Here is a 19189-nt window from a genome sequence, read left to right as displayed (position 1 = left end):
TTGTCCACGAGATTCGGATAGCGGCGGCCGGCGCGGCGCGCGCGTGCCTTTGCCGCCGATTTCTGCGAGGGCGTAAGATGCTTTGACGCCTTGCCCGTGCGTTTGCGCGGGCTGGCGCGTTTCCAGGGCGCGCGGGGTGCTCTTGCCATGCGGCGTCAACGCCCGACGGTGGCAAGGGTTGCGTTCGGGCCGACCCATCAGGGGCCCGGCAGCTTCCCGCTCATGGGCGCCGTCAGCATTGCCTCGAACAGTCGTTCAGGCGTGGTGCCCTCGGGCAGGCGCCCCATGATGTCCTCGAGCCGTCCGTCGAGCAGCAGCATGGTGAAACCGTGCACCATCGACCAGGCGCGCGCGATCGCAGCGCCCTGGTTCAGCGTCAGCGAGTCCTCGCTGATCTGCTCCTGCCGCATCATGCCGATGGCGTTGGCAAGCCCGGCGAAGGAGGCCTCGGCCGCCTCGTGCAGCGACGGCCGGGAATAATCGAGGCGTTCGGTGCGGAACATGATGCCGTACATGCCGGGATGGGCCTGCGCATAGGCGACATAGGCTTTCGGCCGCGCCAGCGCGCGCTCCATCGGAGTGGTCGCGGCATCGCAGGAGGACGCCATCGCGGCGTTGAACTGGCGGAAGCCGACGGCGGCGAGCTCGCTGAGCAAGCCGGTGAGGTCGCCGAAATGATGGGTGGGTGCAGCGTGCGACACGCCCGCCTCGCGCGCCACCGCGCGCAAGGTCAGGCCGGAAAGCCCGTCGCGCTCCAGCACCCGCTCGGCCGCCTGCAGCAACGCCTCGCGCAGGGCGCCGTGATGATAAGGCGCCTCGGTCTTCGCGCTCGCGGTGCGGGGCGGCGCCGACGATGCCGAGGACGTTTTCTTCGAAGTGCGCGGGCGACGCGCCGTTTCTGACTTGGCCATGGACCCAGCTATATGACGCAATATTGACAGTGTAAAGATTTCGCTTGACCGGCGCCGCGATTGGCTCTATTTGATCTTTACGATGTAAAGATAAACGGAGGGATACGCCGTGCAGCCGGACGCCATCATCGAGCGCCGCAACAATCTCGGGCCGATTCCATTCGAGGCCGACGCGCCCTTCCTCAGGATCGTCGGCGAATTGCCGCGGGACCTGAACGGCACGCTGTATCGCAACGGCCCCAATCCGCAGTTCGACGCGCCCGGCGCGCACTGGTTCGTCGGCGACGGCATGCTGCACGCCTTCCATCTCGAAAACGGCCGCGCCAGCTATCGCAACCGCTGGGTCCGCACGCCAAAATGGCTGGCCGAGCATGATGCCGGCCGCGCGCTGTTCGGCGGCTTCGGCCGCAAGCTGCCGGATGCACCGCAAAACCTCACCGACGGCGGCGTCGCCAACACCAACATCATCTTCCATGCCGGCAAATTGCTCGCACTGGAAGAAGCGCACCTGCCGACCGAGATCGAGCCGGGCACGCTGGCAACGCGCGGCTATCACAATTATCAGGGCCGCGTCGCCGGCAGCTTTACCGCGCATCCGAAGACCGATCCCGCGACCGGCGAGCTCGTGTTCTTCGGCTACAACGCGGCGGGACCGCTGACGCCTTCCCTCTCCTGGGGATCGATCGATGTAACAGGCAAGGCGACGCGGTTCGAACGCTTCGAGGCGCCCTATGCCAGCATGGTCCACGACTTCATCGTCACCGAGAACCACGTGCTGTTTCCGATCCTCCCCATCACAGGCAGCATGGAGCGCGCCATGAGCGGACGGCCGCCTTATGCCTGGGAGCCGGACAAGGGCGCCTATGTCGGCGTGATGAAGCGCAACGGCGCAGCCAAGGACATCGTCTGGTTTCGCGCCGAGGCCTGCTACGTCTTCCACGTCATGAATGCGTGGGAGGACGATGGCCGCATCGTCGCCGACGTCATGCAGTTCGAGGAAGCGCCGCTGTTTCCGCATCCCGACGGCCGGCCGACCGATCCCGATAAATCGCGCGCGCGCCACTGCCGCTGGACGTTCGATCTCTCCGGCAATACCGACCGCTTCCAGCAGACGTATCTGGACGATCTCACCGGCGAATTCCCCCGCATCGACGACCGTCGCGCGGGGCTGAAGAACCATCACGGCTGGTACGCCTGCGCCAATCCGAAACTGCCGATGTTCGGCGCGCTGTCAGGCATCGTGCATGCCGACGGCAACGGCAGGCGGCTCGGCCAATATCTGCTGCCGGCCGGCGACACCATCTCCGAGCCGGTGTTCGTCGAGCGCGCGAGGGATGCGGCCGAAGGCGACGGCTGGCTGCTCGCGGTTGTCTGGCGCGCGCGGGAAAACCGCAGCGACCTTGCCGTATTCAACGCCACCGACGTCGAGGCGGGCCCCGTCGCGCTGGTGCAGCTCGGCCATCGCGTGCCCGACGGCTTTCACGGCAATTGGGTGGGGGCGGCGTAGCTCTCCCCTCGTCATTCCGGGGCGCGCGTTAGCGCGAAGCCGGAATCCATTTTGCCACACGTCTGACGCCCGATGGATTCTCCGATGCGCAATTGCGCATCAGAGCTCGACGCGTCGCGTCGCCCCGGAAGGACAGAAGAGGAGCCTCCCATGCACCTGCCCTCAATCACGGACTGCCTCGCCGCGCTCGCGTTCCGGACGAACCGGCTCCAGCGGAGCAGCCGGACCATTTTCAACGGCGGCATCCTGCTCGCCATTGGCCTCCTGATCGCCACCGGACTGCCGCTCCTGTCGCGCCTGCCCTGGGCGGAATTCGCCCAAGAGGCGTCCGACCAAGCCGTTGCCGCACTTCATCTTTTGGAGGTCACTTACGTCATTTTGACACTGTAAAGATTTCGCTTGACCCGCCGGACCGGCTCGACTATCGATCTTGACACCGTAAAGATTAGCCTGACCGAGGCCATCCATGGCGATTTTCCTGATCCTCGCGCCCTACGCCGCCTACTCTTTCCTGATGCTGGTGACGTCGGCCACTTCAAGCGTGTTCGCAGCCGCCGCGATCTGCCTCGCCACCATCGCGATCGACGTTGCGCGCGGCCGCTCCGTGAAGATCCTGGCCGCGGGCCCGGCGATCGTCTTCGCCGCCATCGGCCTCACCCTCGCGCTGGTCGATCCCGCGCTCGGCACGCTCGGCGTCAAGCTGTCGGTCGATATCGGAATCGTCGTGATCTCGCTCGGCTCGATGCTTGTTCGCCGTCCCTTCACGCTGCAATATGCGGTTGAAGCGGTCCCCGCCGAGACCGCGGCGATGCCCGGCTTCCTCACTGCCAACTACATCATCACCGGTGCCTGGACTGCGGCCGCGCTGTTGATGATGGCAGCGAACATCGTGCTGCTCTGCTTCCCCGGCCTGCCAGTCTGGTCGGGCCTTGCGGTCGCCTTCGCCGCCCGCAACAGTGCGATCTATTTCACGAAGTGGTATCCTGAATATTGCCAAATCAAGTACGGTAAGCTGGCCGGCGCACTGCCCACCCCTCACTGAACAGGATCGACGATGAAGGACGTATTCGCCCGCCTCGCTTCCGACTTCCTGTCGGCGATCATCTTCCTGATCATTTATCTCGTCACCGACAACGTCATCCTCGCGACATCGGTGGCGATTGCCGGTGCGATCGCCCAAGTGATCTATGCTCGCGTCAAGGGGCACCAGCTGAGCTTCATGACCTATGCGAGTCTCGGACTCGTCGTCGTGCTCGGGGCGGTTACGCTGTTGACCAATGATCCCCGCTTCATGCTGGCAAAGCCTGCGATCGCGCATTTTGCGATCGGGACCATCATGCTCAAGCGCGGCTGGATGCTGCGCTACATGCCGCCGATCGTGACGGAAACAGTCCCTGAATATGTAACGGCCGCGGGTTATGTATGGGCCGCGCTGATGTTCTTGATTGGCGCCGGCACGATCGTGGTTGCCTCGACCGGCGATCTGAAGCTGTGGGCATTCTATATCTCGGTCGTCGCAGGCGGCGCCAAGATCCTCGCCTTTGCCGTCCAGTACATCGTGCTCCGGCTCGTCGTCACCAGCCGCCGGCGTGCTGCGGCCCGCGCCTGATTGCCGCTCACGCGGGGTTAGGCAGCCGCGACAAGTTGCGCTATACGCTCGGCCCAGGACTGGCTGCGGATCGTCGTAGCCCGCCGGGATTTGTTCGGGAGACGGGAATGGCCGTGGACGGCAACTGGAATCTGACCATGACGACACCGATGGGCGAGCGCCAGGCGACGCTGACCCTGTCGAGCTCCGGCGGCACGCTGACGGGCACCCAGGGCGCCGATGGCAACTCCGCCGAGATCTTCGACGGCACCATCAGCGGCGACGCCGTCAACTGGAAAGTCTCGATCGACAAGCCGATGCCGCTGACGCTCGAGTTCATCGGAAAGGTCTCCGGCGACAGCATGAGCGGCGAAATGGGCATCGGCCCGATGGGCAGTTTCCCGTTCACCGGTACGAAGGCGTAAAGCCGCGTATCAGGCAACCATGCGCATTCTCCGTCTCATCGCGGCAACGCTCCTCTGCGTCGCGACACAAGCGGCCCATGCGGATGACACCGAACCGGCGTGGCGCGCAAGCGCGCTCGCCATGGTACCCGCAGGCTATGTCGCAGGCTCCGCCTACCGGACCGATGGCGCGACCGGCTACCTCGCACTTGATCCCGCCACGTCGAACGATCCAAAGACCCCGGCAAGCGTGTTCGCTGCGCGCCAGACGCTCGTCGTCACGCTCACACCGGATGCGACGCGCGCGATCTCGGCCGAGCTGAAGCCGCGCACCGGACCGGATCCTGACAACGACGACACCGATTTCGCCAAGCTGCATGCCGACCTTGCCGGTAAGCGCGCAAGCTTGCCTTCAGGCACCGAGCCCTGCGACCTCGGCGCCTGGTCCATCGACAAGGATCCTGATGGCCTCAACGTGCGCGCCGAGCCATCAACCAAGGCGCGCGTGCTCGGCACGCTGCCGCCGCCCTACCGGCTCAAGCTCGGCGGCGCCGAGAACACGCCCGACGGCGGCTGGCTCACCGAATTCCGCATCATCGGATTCAGAGACGGCTGGTTTCTGATCGAAGGCGCCAAGCCGCCGGGCAAGGATTACGAGGACGACAAACGATATCCACGCAGCGCGCCGAAACCCTATGCCGGCCGCGGTTGGGTCGCCTCCAACAAGGTCGGCGCCGCCTATGCCAACGGCGCGACCCGCATGGGCGGACTGTTTCAGGCGCCCTTCGTCGATGCCAAATGGATGCCCGCCCAGCGCGAGCTCGGCGGCCCGATCGACACGGACGGCGGCCCGAAGCGCATCTTCGCCTGCAGCGGCCTCTGGGGCCTGGTCGAGAGCCAGGACGGCGTCCGCGGCTGGTGGCGCGGTCTGTGCTCCAACCAGGTCACGAATTGCAGTTGAGGCCCTGAAGCTTCCGCATCGTCATGGCCGGGCTTGTCCCGGCCATCCACGTCTTGTTCGCGGCACCAAGAACGTGGATGCCCGGGACAAGCCCGGGCATGACGGTATTCTGTGGACGCATAGGCACAATCACCCACGCATAAGCGCGGTGTGAAATCTCAGCCCAAATTCAACTCCTTGAAGAAGTCGTTCCCCTTGTCGTCGATGATAATGAACGCCGGGAAGTCGACGACTTCGATGCGCCAGATCGCTTCCATGCCGAGCTCGGGATATTCGAGCACCTCGACCTTCTTGATGCAGTGCTCGGCGAGATTCGCCGCAGCACCGCCGATCGAACCGAGATAGAAACCGCCGTACTTCTTGCACGCCTCGCGCACGGCCGGCGCGCGGTTGCCCTTGGCCACCATCACCATCGAGCCGCCGGCGGCCTGGAATTGGTCGACGAAGGAATCCATGCGGCCGGCCGTGGTCGGGCCGAACGCGCCGGAGGCGTAGCCCTCGGGCGTCTTGGCGGGACCCGCGTAGTAGACCGGGTGGTTCTTGAAATAATCCGGCAGCGGCTCGCCCTTCTCAAGGCGCTCGCGCAGCTTGGCATGCGCGCTGTCGCGCGCGACGATCATGGTGCCGGTCATCGAGACCCGGGTCTTGATCGGAAACTTCGAGAACGTCGCCAGGATGTCCTTCATCGGCTGGTTGAGGTCGATCTTGACAACCTCGCCGCCGAGCGACTGCTCGACCTGCGGCAGATACTGCGCAGGGTTGTGCTCGAGCTCCTCGAGATAGACGCCGTCCTTGGTGATCTTGCCGAGCACCTGGCGATCGGCCGAGCAGGACACGCCAAGGCCGATCGGCAGCGAGGCGCCATGACGCGGCATGCGGATCACGCGCACGTCGTGGCAGAAATATTTGCCGCCGAATTGCGCGCCGACGCCGAGCGACTGCGTCATCTTGTGGATTTCCTGCTCCATCTCGACGTCGCGGAAGGCGTTGCCGTCGGGCGAGCCGTGGGTCGGCAGCGCATCGAGATAGCGGGCCGACGCCAGCTTCACCGTCTTCATGCAGAGCTCGGCCGAAGTGCCGCCGATCACGATGGCGAGGTGATAGGGCGGGCATGCCGCGGTGCCGAGGGTCAGGATCTTCTCCTTGAGGAAGGCGAGCAGCCGATCCTTGGTCAGCACCGAGGGCGTGGCCTGGAACAGGAAGCTTTTGTTGGCGCTGCCGCCGCCTTTCGCCATGAACATGAACTTGTAGGCGTCATCTCCCTCGGCGTAGATCTCGCACTGCGCCGGCATGTTGTTGGCGGTGTTCTTCTCCTCGTACATCGAGAGCGGCGCGACCTGCGAGTAGCGCAGGTTACGGCGCAGATACGCATCGCGCGCGCCTTCCGACAGCGCGGCCTCGTCGTCACCGTCGGTGATGACGTTGCAGCCCTTCTTGCCCATGATGATCGCGGTGCCGGTGTCCTGGCACATCGGGAGCACGCCGCCGGCAGCGATGTTGGCGTTCTTCAGAAAGTCCAGTGCCACGAACTTGTCGTTCGGGCTGGCCTCGCCGTCCTCCAGGATCGCGCGGAGCTGCTTCAGATGGCCGGGGCGCAGATAATGGTTGATGTCGCCGAAAGCCGCCTCAGACAGCGCCCGCAGCGCCTCGCGCGACACCACCAGCATGTCCCTGCCCAGGACCTTCTCGATCCGCACGCCCTCGGCCGTGATCTTCTTGTAGGGCGTCTCGTCCTTGCCCAGCGGGAACAGCGGGGTGTGCTTGTAGGGCGGAACGGGCTTGGACTGGTCGGGGAAAGCGGTGGGAGCGTTCATGGGGCGGATCTCGGGGTTTTGGAGCCCTCGCGGGCCTCTCAGCATGGAAGCGTTCTAAGCTTTTTTGCCGCAAAGGGAAGGCGCTACGGCGCGGCCAGGGCATCCCGATTCGGCGGCTGTCGGCGGCAAGCCGGGGCCATCATGATGCGTGGGAAGACCGAGGTGCCCCCCTTGCACTCCGCGTGCGACGACGGTTGAATGCGCGCCCTAAGGGGCTTTTCATCATGATTTTCAAACTGCACTTCCGCGGCGCGATCCTGGTCGCCGCCGCCATCACCGGACTTGTGACCCTCGCCTCACCCGCGCGCGCCGACCGCTGCGACGACAGCGCCAAGGAGCTGGCAAACCAGGTCGATCGCCTCAAGGTGAATTTCCGGGCAGCAAACGTCGTCTACCTGACGCACCCGCTCGCCAAGGAGCTGTCGGTAGCTTGCCGCGGCGATAAATATTCCATCGAGCTCTATGCCAAGGGCGATCGCAAGCCCAAGCCGGAGTTCTTTGCGCTGGTGGGCTCGATGGCGGCGATCGTCTTCACCGTGACCAAGGACGACACCACGACCGGCGCGACACGCTGCCTCAAGCGGATGGGACTGCTCCGCGGTGACAAGGTCGCCATGCGCTACCGGCGGCTCAATATGGAATGCACCCGCACCAAGACCGATGCGTCCATCGCGATTACGCGCGGCAAGGACGAATAGAAGCGCGCCTTCCACCGCACCAGATCCCTCGCATTTTAACGATTGGCTTGACGGAAGTTTCGCGCCTGGCAGCGCAAGGTCAATTGTTTCCATATGTGAGGATTTGTGGATGAGCGTTTCTACCGTTACGCCGCCGCCGATCGCGATCGTGGTCCCGAGCTACGACACGACCAAGCAGCAGGACGACCAGGCCAAGACCAAGGACAACGACCCGACCTACAAGCCGCCGCCGCCGGCGCCGCTGCCGCCGGGTCAGGGCACGCGGATCGATCAGCTCGCCTGATCGAGCGCGCCGAAGACGAAGCGCCCGATCCGGTCGATCGGGCCTTTCGCGCGTCCGGCCAGATCTTTGCCGGATGCGCCGTGAGCACGCATCACGCCTCTCTGCGATAAGCCGAGACCTCCCAGAAAAACGCGCGCGCTCCTCTAATCGGGCGACGCCACCGCGTGCGGCCCCCGCTAGACAGCGTCCGCACCCACGCAACGGGAGTCGCGACGATGTTCTGCAAGCCCCCCTGCCCAGACGAGCACGACCTCTCCCCCGTCCCCGACGATTCAAACGAGCGATCTGGTCCGGAGCGTTCACAGACGCTCGGGAGCCATGACGCGTTCGGGCGATTAATCGCGCCCGAAACGGCCGGTCCGGAACGGGGGCTGCCGCCAGCCTCTCTCCGGACCGGCTAGCCCATCTTGTTTTGACGCGTTTTCTTCATGCAAACCGGCATCCGCTTCGCTCGAAATCGCTCTAGCCGTCGAGCTCCCTGTAGCGGCGGAAGATGCCCTGCTCGTTGAACGGAATGCGGCGCTCGCTCGCAAGATAGGCCTTGATGTTCGGCCGCCCGGCGATCCGGTCGTGCAGGCCGACGAGGCCGGGGATGTCTGCCTCGAACGCCTTCATGCGCCTGGGGAAGGCGTAACGCAGCCCGGCGACGATCTGGAATAGCGAGAGATCGACATAGGTGAGCCTGCGTCCGGTGACATAGGCGCCGCCATTGTCGGTAAGGAGCTGCTCGAAATAGCCGAGATATTTCGGCACGCGCTCGCTCCAGAACTCGGCCGTGCGCTTCCTGGCCGCCGGCTTCTGGTCTTCGTAGTAGAGCGATGGTCCGAGCGGATGATGGGTGTCGTGGATCTCCAGCACGAGATCGGCGATGGTGAGCTGAAGCTGGTGCACCCAGAGCTTTCCCGCTTCCGTCTTCGGCGCGAGCCCGTGACGGCCGCCGAGATAAAGCAGAATGTTGGCGGTCTGACCGATGACAAGCTTGCCGGCTTTCAGGAACGGCGGCGCAAAGGGCGGCGTCCCCTTGTGCGCCTCCATCATCTTCATCATCGCGCCGGAGCCGCGCGGACCGCGCGCGACGTCCACGTAAGCCGCACCCGCCTCCTCCAGCGCCAGCCGCACATATTCGCCGCGGCCCTGTATCTCGGGCCAATAGTAGAGCTCGTATTTCATGGGAGGGGTCCGTGCATGTGGGGCGACCGGACCAATCTAACACGCGGCTGCCGGTTCCGTCAGGGTGGGGCTCCGTGACGAAGGAGAGAGCTCAAGCCACACAAACGAAAAGGGGCGCCGTGCCGAAGCACGACGCCCTTGTCTTCAATTCGAAGGCGATCAGTTGGTCTGCTGGATCGCCGACAATTCCCAAGCGCTGTTCGGACGGCGGGCGAAGGTCCAGACCTCCGTGGCCTCGCCCGGCTGCTCGCTGCCCTCGACGATCGCGCCGGTGTTGCGGTCGAGCGTCTTGTCGGTGAGAGCGAAGCGCAGCGCCACTGTGGCGTAGTCGGTCTCGCCTTCGCGCCAGGATTCCGCGAGATCGCCCTGCAACAGCTTCACATTCGTGACCTTGTTGACGACGTTGCGCGCCCGGTTCTTGCCGAGGTCCTGCTCGAAATAGGAGACCATCTCCGGCGTCGCGAGCGTGTGCAGCTTGGCCACGTCCTCGTTCGACCAGGCGGCCTGGACATCGCCGAGCAGGCGCTCGAACGCCTCGTAGTCGTCAGGCTTGATCTCGAGCGGCGCGTTGTTGGCGCCACCGAAGCCGAAGCTGCCAAGACCGCCGCCAAGGCCACCACCAGTGGCGCCGCCGCCAAGGCCGCTGCGATAGTTCGGCTGCGGACCCTGACCGGCGCTCGCATCAGCGTTGGCATAGGCCGCCTGCGGCGTGTGGCGGCGCTGCCACCAGGACATCGCCAGCCGCACCACGACCACCACCAGCACGATCTGGATGATCAGGCCGAGGATCGACGACAGGCCGCCGAGGCCGCCAAACAGGCCGCCGCCGAACAGCATGCCGAGCAGGCCGGCACCGAGGAAGCCGGCCGCGAGGCCGCCCATGAAGCCGCCGGCACGGCCGAACAGGCCGCCGCGCGCGGGCGCGGCTGCGGCCGAATTCATGCCTGCGCCCGGTTGGGTGTAGGTGCGGTTGAACTGCGAAGCCGAGCCCGGCGCGGTCGTTGTCGAGGGCGGCGCCGAATAGGTCCGCGAGCCGCGCGAACCTGACGACATGCCGCCACCGACCCGCGCGTCGGCGGACGAGATCGCCAGTGCAGTCGGCAGCGCAAGCGCCAGCACGACAGCGATCGTCTTGAAGAGATTGCGGGAGCGTTGCGAGAAATTCATGTTCGTTTCCCAAATCCCCGGCATGGGGACGTGCTCCTAAGATGGGCAGACTTCCCGAAAAAGGAAGCCGGTTTCGGAACGCATGGCTGCGGCCCTCAGTCGCGGGGATGCGGCAAAAGCCCATATTTGACGAGGGTTTGGCCAGACCTGCGGCGGAACTATGGTCGCGGGGTACCGGTCTTGGCCGGGATTTCCGCTTTCTCCCTCGTCCTGGCGAGCGAAGCTCCATCAAAGCCGTCACCGCGACTCAGCCTCACCCCTGCTTCACCATCGTCTCCTTCACCGCCGCCACGAGCTGGCTGAGCGTGAACGGTTTTGGCAGGAAGTCGAATTGCTGGCCTTCGGGCAGGCTCTTCTCGAAGGCGTCCTCGGCATAGCCGGAAACGAAGATGAACTTGATGTCGGGATTGGTTTCTCGCATCGCCTTGAGCAGCGTCGGGCCGTCCATCTCCGGCATCACGACGTCGGAGACGACGAGATCGATCGCGCCGCCCTGCTCCTCCAGCATCTCCATGGCCTCGACGCCGTTCTCGGCCTCGACCACGGTGTAGCCGCGCGAGCGCAGGCCGCGTGCGTTGAGCGCGCGCAGGCCCTCCTCGTCCTCGACCAGCAGGATGGTCCCCTGTCCGGTGAGATCTGTGCGCGGCTTCGCCTCCGCCGCGGGCGCAGCGTCCTTGGCGGCGCCATTGGTCGCGCTGGCCACAGCCGCTGGCTGCTCGACCTGCGCTTCGGGCTCGGCATGATGGCGCGGCAGGAAGATCTGGAACGAGGTGCCCTGCCCCGGCTCGGAATCGACGTAGATGAAACCACCGGTCTGCTTGACGATGCCGTAGACCGTTGAGAGTCCGAGGCCGGTGCCCTTGCCGACTTCCTTGGTCGAGAAGAACGGCTCGAATATCTTGTCGCGGATGTCGGCGGGAATGCCGGTGCCGGTATCGGCGACCTCGATCCGCACATAGTCCGCGGCCGGCATGCCCTTGTAGGCGAGCTTGGCCGCTTCTTCCGCGGTGACGTTGGCGGTGCGGATGATCAGCTTGCCGCCGTCGGGCATGGCATCGCGCGCGTTGACCGCGAGATTGACGATCACCTGTTCGAACTGGGAAACGTCGACCTTCACCGGCCAGAGGTCGCGGCCGTGGATGGTCTCCTGCTTGACCTTCTCGCCGATCAGCCGGCGCAGCAGCATCGCGAGGTCGGAGAGCGCATCGCCGAGATCGAGCACCTGCGGCCGCAGCGTCTGCCGCCGCGAGAACGCCAGCAGCTGCCGCACCAGCGTGGCGGCACGCGTCGCGTTCTGCTTGATCTGCATGATGTCCTGGAACGACGGATCGGTCGGCTTGTGCGCGTTCAGCAGGAAGTCGTTCGCCATCATGATGGCGGAGAGCACGTTGTTGAAGTCGTGGGCGATGCCGCCGGCGAGCTGGCCGACGGTCTCCATCTTCTGCGACTGGTTGATCTGGTTCTCCAGCGCGCGCCGCTCGGTGGTCTCGAGCATGTGCACGATGGCGGCTTCGGCGTCGTTCTCGGCCGAGTCGACCGGCGTGACGAAGAACTGGCCCCAGCGCTCCTTGGTCCCTTCGAGGGCGACCTCGACCGGCGCGATGTCGGCCTTGCCTTCTGCGGCCTGGTTGATGGCCGCAATCAGCAGATGACGGTCACGCGAACTGACCGCACGGAAGATCGACTTGCTGGCGCTGTCGAGCCCGAGCGCCTGCCCGAGCTTGGCATAGCGCGCATTGGCGCGCACGACGTTGCCGCCGCGGTCGACGGTCGCGATCGCCATCGGCGTGTGGTCGAAGAAGCGCATGAAGCGCACTTCGGCGGCGCGGTCCGGATCGCTGCGCTCGTCGCGGGCGCGGCTGATGACCAGCGTGCGCGACGGCCCCGGCGCCCCGTCGGCGCCGAAGGCGAGCTTGTGATACAGCCGCACCGGCATGGTCTTGCCGGTGCGCATGCGCAGGTCGATGTCGAAAACTTCCGTCTTCACCTCGCCCGGCACCGCCACGATGGACGTCAACAGCGAGGCGCCATCGCCCGAGACGATGTCGGTAAGCTTCAGCCCGCCCGAGCCGATCTCGGCCAGATCGTAGTCGAGCCAGTTCGCCAGCGTCGCGTTGACATAGGCGAGCTCCCCGGCCGGATTGACCGAGAAGAAGCCGCACGGCGCGTGGTCGAGATATTCGATCGCATGCTGGAGCTCCTGGAACACGTCCTCCTGGCGCTCGCGATCACGGGTGATGTCGGCAATCGACCACACCGCATAGCGCGTCTCGCGCTTTCCCGTGCCGAGCGGACGCACCCGCATGCGCAGCCAGCGGCCCTGGCTGCCGTCCTGGCCGGAGATGCGGACCTCCTCCTGCTGCCGCTTGCCTTCGCGAGCCGCCTTCAGCAGACGGAACACGGCTTCGGAGACGTCGGGGTTGCCGATGAAGACGCGCTCCACGGGACGCACGTCCTGCGGACCGGTGGCACCGGTCAGCGTCAGATAGGCCGCATTGGAATAGATTACGTGGCCGCGCGGGTCGGTCACCGCCAGCCCGTCGAAGGCGTGGTCGGCGATGCGGCCCATCACGGGATCGTCGAGATTGCGGTCGACGAAACGGATGATGCCGGCGGCGAAGGCGAACAGGTTGAACAGGCCGACCATCGCCAGCACGGCGAGGATGCCGAGAATGTAGGGCTGCGCCTGCACCCGCCCGAGCGTCATCAGCCCGACGGCGACCGCGACGAGGCCGGCCGCCACCAGCAGCACGAGCGCAATGCTGCCCGAGCGCGGCGACGGCTCGTGCGCCGCAACGGGCTCGCGTGGGAGGTCGTGGTCGGTCTCGGCAGTCATCTCAAGCTGGCACAGCCTGTCGGCAGAGAATCAACGCGCTACGCCGCGCGCAGGGTCCTCCCTGCCTGAATCGGACCCGCAGGCGCAAGGGCAGCAAGGGCGAAAGGTACGCTGATTCCCAGATTACAGCCATTTCCGGTACTTTTCGGGGGTTTTATCCGCGGCCGGCGCTGAATCCGCGCTTCAGCCGCATCACGTAACCGATGACCTCGGCGACCGCATGGTAGTGCTCGGTCGGGATTTCCTGGTCGATTTCGACGGTGGCGTAAAGCGCGCGGGCCAGCGGCACGTTCTCGACGATCGGAATGTCGTGCTCCCTCGCGATCTCCCGGATCTTGAAAGCGAGGTTGTCGACGCCCTTGGCGACGCAGATCGGCGCCGACATGCCGCGCTCGTAGGACAGCGCCACCGAATAGTGGGTCGGGTTGGTGATGATCACGGAAGCCTTGGGAACCGCCGCCATCATGCGCTTCTTGGAGCGTTGCTGGCGCAACTGCCTGAGCTTGCCCTTGATGTGCGGGTCGCCTTCGGACTGCTTGAACTCTTCCTTGATCTCCTGGAGCGACATCTTCTGCCGCTGGAACCAGCTGCGATACTGGAAAAAGTAGTCGCCGATGGCGACGATCGCGAGCGCGGCGACCACGGCACCGAGCAGATGGATGGTCATGCTGGTGGTGGCGCCCAGCAGGGCGGCCGGGTCGAGCTTGACCATCGCCTCCATGCGGTGCCGTTCCGGCCACAGGACGATGGTCATCACCACGCTGATCGCGGTCAGCTTCCCGATGCCTTTCAGGAAGTTTGCCGCCGCCTGCTTGCCGAAGATGCGGGCGAAGCCCGCGGCGGGCGAGATCTTGCTGAATTTGGGCTTGAGGGATTCCGCCGACCACACCAGCCGGTGCTGGAGCATGTTGCCGGCGATCGCCGCCAGCGCCAGCATCATCAGCGGCACGCCGACCGCCGCGAGCACCGCGAATTCGATCTGCTGCATCAACGCCAGCAGGGCCTTGCCGTCGGTCTTGATCATCCAGGAATTGGCGAGCAAGCCACGCATCGGCGTCAGCAGCCCGCTGCCGACCGATCCCGAGAAGGTCGAGACCACGAGCGTGCCGCCCGCGATCATGAACCAGGTGTTGATCTCCTGGCTCTTGGCGACGTCACCGCGTTCGAGCGCCTCTTCGAGACGCTTTTGTGTCGGGTCTTCTGTTTGGCTCTCTGGATCCTTGTCGTCCGACATCGATCACCTGTTGAGCGGCATCATCTGGTGCATGACACCGATGAAATAGTCGAGAAACGTGCCCATCATCGCGGTAAGCACCACGGCGAGCACCAGAAAGCCCGCGAAGATCGACAGCGGCACGCCGACGAAATAGACCTGCATCTGCGGCATCAGCCGCGCCAGCACGCCGAGCCCGATATTGAAGACGAGGCCGAACACCAGGAACGGCCCGGAAAGCTGCAGGCCGAGCAGAAACGCGGCCGCAAAGGCGCGCGTCGCCAGCGAAGCGACATCGCCGCTCGAAACGGTCTCGCCCGGCGAGAAGATCGCGTAGCTGTCGTTCAGTGCCGCGATCACCAGGTGATGGCTGTCGGTGGCAAATAACAGCGTGATGCCAAGCATGGTCAGGAAGTTGCCGACCAGCACCCCCTGCTGTCCCTGGGTCGGGTCGACCGAGGTGACGAAGCCGAGCCCCATCTGCTGCGCGATGACGGAACCTGCGACCTGAAGCGCCGACAGCGTCACGCGGGCGGTCGCGCCCAGCACGATGCCGATCACGATTTCATGCAGCATCAGGACCAGCAGCGGCGCCAGCGAGCCCATGTCGACCTGGTAGGCGCTCCGATGCAGCGGCAGGATGATCAGCGTGAGCAGCAGCGCGATCGACAGCTTGATTCGCGTCGGAATATTGGTCTCGCCCAGCCCCGGCAGCAGCATCACCATCGCGCCGACCCGGGCGAAGACGAGCATGAAGGCCGCGGCGAGCGCCGGCAGCAGCGAGACGTCGATGCGCATGACGGGCGCATTGTGCCTCAGCCGCCGATGATTCGCGACGAGATCCGCAGCATGTGAGAATGAAGTGCGTCGGCCATGAACGGCAGCGCCAACAGCATCGTGGCGAAGATGGCCAGGATTTTCGGCACGTAGATCAGCGTCTGCTCCTGGATCTGCGTCAGCGCCTGGAACAGCGACACGATGACGCCGACCACGAGGCCGACCACCATCAGCGGCGACGACACGATCACGATCGTCCAGATCGCATCACGCGCGACGTCGAGGGTTTCGGGTCCGGTCATTTTCTTTTTCTCACTGTGAATTGTTGGTCGTCATTCCGGGGCTCGCGAAGCGAGAGCCCGGAATCCATCGAGCCGCGGCGTTGGTCGCACCATGGATTCCGGGTTCGCGCTGCGCGCGCCCCGGAATGACAGCGCCCCCAAATCAGATCGGCATCTTCATGATGTCTTCATAGGCCGCGATCACGCGGTCGCGGACCGAGACCAGCGTGGATACGGCGACGTCAGTGTCGGCGACCGCCGTCACCACGTCCATCACGTTGGCCTTGCCGGCGGCCATCGCCACCGTCTGCGCGTCGGACTTTCTGCCGGACTCCATGACGCTGCCGACGGCGTCTTTCAGCAGCGACGCAAAGGATTGCCCGCTCGCTTCGCTGCCCTTGCCTGCACCGGCGCCGCTGTTTTCCAGCACGCGGGCGAGGTTGGCATAAGCATTGGCGGCGACTGTCGGTGATGCCATGGCTCATTGTCCTGTTCAGCTCTTGAGGATGTCGAGAGTGCGCTGGATCATCCGGCGCGTCGCACTGATGATGTTGAGGTTGGCCTCGTAGGACCGCTGCGCATCGCGCATGTCGGTCATCTCGACCACCGAGTTCACGTTGGGATATTTGACGTTGCCGGTGGCGTCCGCCGCCGGATTGTTCGGCTCGTATTTGACGCGGAAGTTGGACTGGTCGGGCTTGATCTTGCCCAGCGTCACCACCTGCGCATCCAGGGTCCGGTCGAGCGCGGAGGAGAAGGTCGGCACCTTGCGCCGGTAGGGATTGCCGCCTGCGGTCTGCGAGGTCGAATCCGCATTCGCGATGTTTTCCGAGATCACCCGCATGCGCCCGGCCTGCGCGCGCAGCCCGGAGGTCGCAATCGCCATCGAGCGGGCAAAGTCGCTGCTGTCATTCGCCATGGTCTACCTCTCCGGCCCTAGCCTTTACCGATCGCGGTCTTGAGCAGATGCAGGCTCTTCGAATAAAGCGAGGTCGCCGCCGCATAATCCATCTGGTTGCTGGCGGACTTCAGCATCTCCTCTTCGAGATTGACGGCATTGCCCGCGGGGCGTGTCTGAAAGCCCGCATTCTTGTTCTGGTCGAAGCCCGAAGCCGCGCCTGACGGGCTGATGTGGGAGCCGCTGGTGCGGGTGAGCGCCAGAGGGCCCATCGCGCCCGTAACCGCGCCCGCCTTGTCGAGCTTCGGCTCGACCAGGTCGCGCGGCCGGAATTGGGGCGTGTCGGAATTGGAGACGTTCTCGGACAGGACGCGCTGGCGCTCCTGGTGCCACTGCATCTTGGTGCGAAGCGCCGACAGCACCGGAAGGTCGTTGATGGACATCGTTGCGGCTCCTTCCGCCTCTTGCGGATCTGAGGTCCGAAGCTAGGCAGAATTTGCCGCGTGTATGGTTAACAGGTGGTTAAGGATGCGATCGACGCTTGCCATCGCGCGGAACACGCGTTTGCGCTCCCGTGATTCTACGCCCCGAAAAGCGGCATTAACCCAATCGCTTGGCCGGTCATGCACAGGCCAAGAAGTCGTTTTGGATCGAGCGATTCATGGGTTATTAAGAGTTGGGGACGGCAAAACTTGCCGTGGGACGTTAAGAAATCGCAGTTTGGGGCATCGCACGCCTGTGGTCGGCGCATCTGACCTTAGGCACGAGAAAAGCGCCATTTGTCGGGGACAAGTATGCAAGGCAGCCCTATCACGTTCATCGTCGCGTTCATCGTCGTTCTGGCGTTGATCGGCGTCGCTGCATGGCTGGTTCGCCGATTCGCCTCCAGCCGGCTCGGCGCCAACACCCAGCGCGGCAGGATGCCCCGGCTCGCCGTGATCGATGCCGCCGCGGTCGACGGCCGGCGCCGCCTGGTGCTGGTCCGGCGTGACAATGTCGAACACCTCTTGATGATCGGCGGCCCCACCGACATCGTCGTCGAGCCGAATATCGTGCGCGGCGCGCCCGGCCGCGACCAGCTTCCGCAGCGTCCCAACGCCGCCGAGCCGCCGCGTCTCGCGCCGATGCCCGACACCGGCGGCTGGGCCGACGAAGCGCCGCGGCCCGAGCTGCTCGATCATCCCGAGCCGCAGATGCCCGAGCCGCCGCCGCGGCCCGCACGTCCCTCCTTCGCCGACGAGGTGCGCCGGCCGGCGCCCGCTTTGGCCGAGCGCCGCAGCGAGCCGCCACTGGGCGGCTTTACGCACGAGCCGATCGCGCCGCGCCCTGAGCGCGAGCTGCGTCCTGAACCCGTACCGCCCCGCATCGCCCGCAACGAACCGCCGCTGATGCCGCGTCCGCCACGCCAGAGCGAGCCGGTGAAGGTGCCGCCGGTCCGCGCCGAACGCGCGCCCGCGCCGCCGCCGCCTCCTCCGCCCGTGCCGCAGGCTCCGTCCGTTCCGGCGCCGCCGGCCCTCGCCCCTGCGGCGCCATCGAGCGCCGAGCAGAATCTCGCCGAGATGGCGCAGCGGCTCGAAGCCGCACTGCGCCGTCCCGCCGGTGAGACGGTCGCGCCGCCGGTTGCACCCGAGCCGCCCGCCCCGCCGCCGCGCGTGGCGCGCAGTGAGCCGCCGACGCCACCGGCCCCGCCCGCAAAGCCGGCCGTGGAAAAGACCAGCTTTGAAAATCTCGAAGACGAGATGGCCTCGCTGCTCGGCCGTCCGAAGCCGTCTTCGTGAGGCTGCCGGCCCTCCCGCGTAGAGTTTTTCTTCTTTCTGTCCTGATCGGCGCGGCTTCGCTCGCGAGCCCTGCGCATGCGCAGGACATCAGCATCAATCTGGGCGGTCAGGGTGGCGGCGGCGTCACCGAGCGCGCGATCCAGCTCATCGCCCTGCTCACGGTGCTGTCGATCGCGCCGTCGATCCTGATCATGATGACGTCGTTCACGCGCATCGTGGTCGTGCTGTCGCTGCTGCGTACCGCGATGGGCACGGCGACCGCACCGCCGAACTCGGTGATCATCGCGCTCGCGATGTTCCTCACCTTCTTCGTGATGGGACCCGTCCTGCAGAAATCCTACGACGAGGGCATCCGCCCGCTCGTCGCCAACCAGATCAGCGTCGAGGACGCGCTGCAGCGCGCCTCCGTCCCTTTGCGCGGCTTCATGCAGAAGAACGTGCGCGAGAAGGACCTCAAGCTGTTCCTGGACCTGTCCCGCGAGCCGCCGCCGGCCACCCCCGACGACCTCGCGCTGCGCATCCTCGTCCCCGCCTTCATGATTTCGGAGCTGAAGCGCGCCTTCGAGATCGGCTTCCTGCTGTTCCTGCCCTTCCTGATCATCGACCTCGTCGTGGCCTCCGTGCTGATGTCGATGGGCATGATGATGCTGCCGCCGGCGACGATCTCGCTGCCGTTCAAGCTGATCTTCTTCGTGCTGGTCGACGGCTGGTCGCTGGTGGCGGGGAGCCTTGTGCAGAGTTACGGGGGATAGTACCGCAACTTCCGCTGTCATGCCCCGGCTTGACCGGAGCATCCAGTACCCCGCGGCCCATCGATCGATCACTTCCGTCTCGTAGTACTGGGTCGCCCGGTCAAGCCGGGCGACGACACCGAATGTGTGACACGAATCGCGTTACGTGGGG

21 protein-coding genes are annotated in these 19189 nt (G+C 65.4%); 10 read left to right on the top strand and 11 right to left on the bottom strand.

Annotated elements, in window-relative coordinates:
- Positions 1-197: 197 nt before the first annotated feature.
- Positions 198-911 (bottom strand): TetR/AcrR family transcriptional regulator, encoded by a 714-nt coding sequence (locus tag FNV92_RS12345; RefSeq protein WP_143840768.1) that lies wholly within the window; start codon positions 909-911, stop codon positions 198-200.
- 109 nt (positions 912-1020) lie between these two features.
- On the opposite strand from FNV92_RS12345, the gene FNV92_RS12340 reads away from it, so the two are divergent.
- The 6 genes from FNV92_RS12340 (at position 1021) to FNV92_RS12315 (ending at position 5371) form a co-directional block, all read left to right on the top strand.
- On the top strand, positions 1021-2418 hold the full coding sequence (locus FNV92_RS12340; RefSeq protein WP_143840769.1) for a carotenoid oxygenase family protein: 1398 nt from the start codon (positions 1021-1023) through the stop codon (positions 2416-2418).
- Positions 2419-2568: 150 nt separating this feature from the next.
- Positions 2569-2808: a hypothetical protein gene (locus tag FNV92_RS12335; RefSeq protein WP_143840770.1), complete on the top strand. Its 240-nt coding sequence runs from the start codon at positions 2569-2571 to the stop codon at positions 2806-2808.
- 76 nt (positions 2809-2884) lie between these two features.
- The gene (locus FNV92_RS12330) at positions 2885-3460 is read left to right on the top strand and encodes a hypothetical protein (protein WP_143840771.1); all 576 of its coding nucleotides are present in this window, start codon (positions 2885-2887) and stop codon (positions 3458-3460) included.
- A 12-nt stretch (positions 3461-3472) separates the two neighbouring features.
- Positions 3473-4027 (top strand): inner membrane-spanning protein YciB, encoded by a 555-nt coding sequence (locus FNV92_RS12325; protein ID WP_015684982.1) that lies wholly within the window; start codon positions 3473-3475, stop codon positions 4025-4027.
- A 107-nt stretch (positions 4028-4134) separates the two neighbouring features.
- Positions 4135-4431 carry a hypothetical protein gene (locus FNV92_RS12320; protein ID WP_143840772.1) on the top strand — a complete coding sequence of 99 codons (297 nt, stop codon included), beginning with the start codon at positions 4135-4137 and terminating at the stop codon, positions 4429-4431.
- A gap of 19 nt (positions 4432-4450) precedes the next feature.
- Positions 4451-5371, top strand: a complete 921-nt coding sequence (locus FNV92_RS12315; RefSeq protein ID WP_143840773.1) for an SH3 domain-containing protein — start codon at positions 4451-4453, stop codon at positions 5369-5371.
- A gap of 158 nt (positions 5372-5529) precedes the next feature.
- Here the strand turns inward: FNV92_RS12315 and FNV92_RS12310 are convergent, their stop codons facing one another.
- Positions 5530-7185, bottom strand: coding sequence for a fumarate hydratase (locus FNV92_RS12310; protein ID WP_143840774.1), 1656 nt, complete (start codon positions 7183-7185; stop codon positions 5530-5532).
- 224 nt (positions 7186-7409) lie between these two features.
- Here FNV92_RS12310 and FNV92_RS12305 point away from each other — a divergent pair, with 224 nt between their 5' ends.
- On the top strand, positions 7410-7883 hold the full coding sequence (locus FNV92_RS12305) for a hypothetical protein (RefSeq protein ID WP_015684978.1): 474 nt from the start codon (positions 7410-7412) through the stop codon (positions 7881-7883).
- 109 nt (positions 7884-7992) lie between these two features.
- Entirely contained in the window at positions 7993-8166 is a 174-nt protein-coding gene (locus tag FNV92_RS12300; protein ID WP_015684977.1) for a hypothetical protein, read from the top strand.
- A gap of 462 nt (positions 8167-8628) precedes the next feature.
- Here FNV92_RS12300 and FNV92_RS12295 read toward each other — a convergent pair whose 3' ends face one another.
- The 9 genes from FNV92_RS12295 to flgB all read right to left on the bottom strand — a co-directional run bounded on the left by FNV92_RS12295 (position 8629) and on the right by flgB (position 16951).
- A complete protein-coding gene (locus tag FNV92_RS12295; protein WP_143840775.1) occupies positions 8629-9336 on the bottom strand; it encodes a glutathione S-transferase in 708 nt (235 codons plus the stop codon).
- A gap of 159 nt (positions 9337-9495) precedes the next feature.
- Positions 9496-10527, bottom strand: a complete 1032-nt coding sequence (locus FNV92_RS12290; RefSeq protein ID WP_143840776.1) for a Tim44 domain-containing protein — start codon at positions 10525-10527, stop codon at positions 9496-9498.
- 229 nt (positions 10528-10756) lie between these two features.
- Positions 10757-13339 carry a cell cycle histidine kinase CckA gene (gene cckA, locus FNV92_RS12285; protein ID WP_143840777.1) on the bottom strand — a complete coding sequence of 861 codons (2583 nt, stop codon included), beginning with the start codon at positions 13337-13339 and terminating at the stop codon, positions 10757-10759.
- 154 nt (positions 13340-13493) lie between these two features.
- On the bottom strand, positions 13494-14573 hold the full coding sequence (flhB, locus tag FNV92_RS12280) for a flagellar biosynthesis protein FlhB (RefSeq protein WP_143840778.1): 1080 nt from the start codon (positions 14571-14573) through the stop codon (positions 13494-13496).
- 3 nt (positions 14574-14576) lie between these two features.
- Entirely contained in the window at positions 14577-15350 is a 774-nt protein-coding gene (gene fliR / locus FNV92_RS12275; RefSeq protein ID WP_015684972.1) for a flagellar biosynthetic protein FliR, read from the bottom strand.
- Between the two features lie 17 nt (positions 15351-15367).
- A complete protein-coding gene (fliQ, locus tag FNV92_RS12270) occupies positions 15368-15631 on the bottom strand; it encodes a flagellar biosynthesis protein FliQ (RefSeq protein ID WP_015684971.1) in 264 nt (87 codons plus the stop codon).
- Positions 15632-15773: 142 nt separating this feature from the next.
- Complete coding sequence (gene fliE / locus FNV92_RS12265; RefSeq protein ID WP_015684970.1) at positions 15774-16088, bottom strand: flagellar hook-basal body complex protein FliE; 315 nt, start codon at positions 16086-16088, stop codon at positions 15774-15776.
- Positions 16089-16103: 15 nt separating this feature from the next.
- Positions 16104-16529 carry a flagellar basal body rod protein FlgC gene (gene flgC / locus FNV92_RS12260; protein WP_015684969.1) on the bottom strand — a complete coding sequence of 142 codons (426 nt, stop codon included), beginning with the start codon at positions 16527-16529 and terminating at the stop codon, positions 16104-16106.
- Between the two features lie 17 nt (positions 16530-16546).
- Positions 16547-16951, bottom strand: a complete 405-nt coding sequence (gene flgB / locus FNV92_RS12255) for a flagellar basal body rod protein FlgB (RefSeq protein ID WP_143840779.1) — start codon at positions 16949-16951, stop codon at positions 16547-16549.
- Between the two features lie 351 nt (positions 16952-17302).
- Here flgB and FNV92_RS12250 point away from each other — a divergent pair, with 351 nt between their 5' ends.
- Both FNV92_RS12250 and fliP read left to right on the top strand, forming a co-directional pair.
- A complete protein-coding gene (locus FNV92_RS12250) occupies positions 17303-18286 on the top strand; it encodes a flagellar biosynthetic protein FliO (protein ID WP_143840780.1) in 984 nt (327 codons plus the stop codon).
- A complete protein-coding gene (fliP, locus tag FNV92_RS12245; RefSeq protein WP_015684966.1) occupies positions 18283-19038 on the top strand; it encodes a flagellar type III secretion system pore protein FliP in 756 nt (251 codons plus the stop codon). Before FNV92_RS12250 ends, fliP begins: the two co-directional genes overlap by 4 nt.
- Positions 19039-19189: the final 151 nt, after the last annotated feature.

The organism is Bradyrhizobium cosmicum (genome assembly GCF_007290395.2).
Taxonomy (GTDB): domain Bacteria; phylum Pseudomonadota; class Alphaproteobacteria; order Rhizobiales; family Xanthobacteraceae; genus Bradyrhizobium; species Bradyrhizobium cosmicum.
This window is presented reverse-complemented; position numbering and strand designations above follow the sequence as displayed.

Bases quoted from the DNA above. Each gene is read 5' to 3' on its own strand.
- cckA (WP_143840777.1), bottom strand. From the start codon at position 13,339: ATGACTGCCGAGACCGACCACGACCTCCCACGCGAGCCCGTTGCGGCG.
- FNV92_RS12345 (WP_143840768.1), bottom strand. From the start codon at position 911: ATGGCCAAGTCAGAAACGGCGCGTCGCCCGCGCACTTCGAAGAAAACG.
- FNV92_RS12305 (WP_015684978.1), top strand. From the start codon at position 7,410: ATGATTTTCAAACTGCACTTCCGCGGCGCGATCCTGGTCGCCGCCGCC.
- flhB (WP_143840778.1), bottom strand. From the start codon at position 14,573: ATGTCGGACGACAAGGATCCAGAGAGCCAAACAGAAGACCCGACACAA.
- FNV92_RS12310 (WP_143840774.1), bottom strand. From the start codon at position 7,185: ATGAACGCTCCCACCGCTTTCCCCGACCAGTCCAAGCCCGTTCCGCCC.
- FNV92_RS12250 (WP_143840780.1), top strand. From the start codon at position 17,303: ATGCAAGGCAGCCCTATCACGTTCATCGTCGCGTTCATCGTCGTTCTG.
- FNV92_RS12300 (WP_015684977.1), top strand. From the start codon at position 7,993: ATGAGCGTTTCTACCGTTACGCCGCCGCCGATCGCGATCGTGGTCCCG.
- FNV92_RS12320 (WP_143840772.1), top strand. From the start codon at position 4,135: ATGGCCGTGGACGGCAACTGGAATCTGACCATGACGACACCGATGGGC.
- FNV92_RS12315 (WP_143840773.1), top strand. From the start codon at position 4,451: ATGCGCATTCTCCGTCTCATCGCGGCAACGCTCCTCTGCGTCGCGACA.
- flgC (WP_015684969.1), bottom strand. From the start codon at position 16,529: ATGGCGAATGACAGCAGCGACTTTGCCCGCTCGATGGCGATTGCGACC.
- FNV92_RS12335 (WP_143840770.1), top strand. From the start codon at position 2,569: ATGCACCTGCCCTCAATCACGGACTGCCTCGCCGCGCTCGCGTTCCGG.
- FNV92_RS12330 (WP_143840771.1), top strand. From the start codon at position 2,885: ATGGCGATTTTCCTGATCCTCGCGCCCTACGCCGCCTACTCTTTCCTG.
- FNV92_RS12295 (WP_143840775.1), bottom strand. From the start codon at position 9,336: ATGAAATACGAGCTCTACTATTGGCCCGAGATACAGGGCCGCGGCGAA.
- fliR (WP_015684972.1), bottom strand. From the start codon at position 15,350: ATGCGCATCGACGTCTCGCTGCTGCCGGCGCTCGCCGCGGCCTTCATG.
- FNV92_RS12290 (WP_143840776.1), bottom strand. From the start codon at position 10,527: ATGCCGGGGATTTGGGAAACGAACATGAATTTCTCGCAACGCTCCCGC.
- fliQ (WP_015684971.1), bottom strand. From the start codon at position 15,631: ATGACCGGACCCGAAACCCTCGACGTCGCGCGTGATGCGATCTGGACG.
- fliE (WP_015684970.1), bottom strand. From the start codon at position 16,088: ATGGCATCACCGACAGTCGCCGCCAATGCTTATGCCAACCTCGCCCGC.
- FNV92_RS12325 (WP_015684982.1), top strand. From the start codon at position 3,473: ATGAAGGACGTATTCGCCCGCCTCGCTTCCGACTTCCTGTCGGCGATC.
- flgB (WP_143840779.1), bottom strand. From the start codon at position 16,951: ATGTCCATCAACGACCTTCCGGTGCTGTCGGCGCTTCGCACCAAGATG.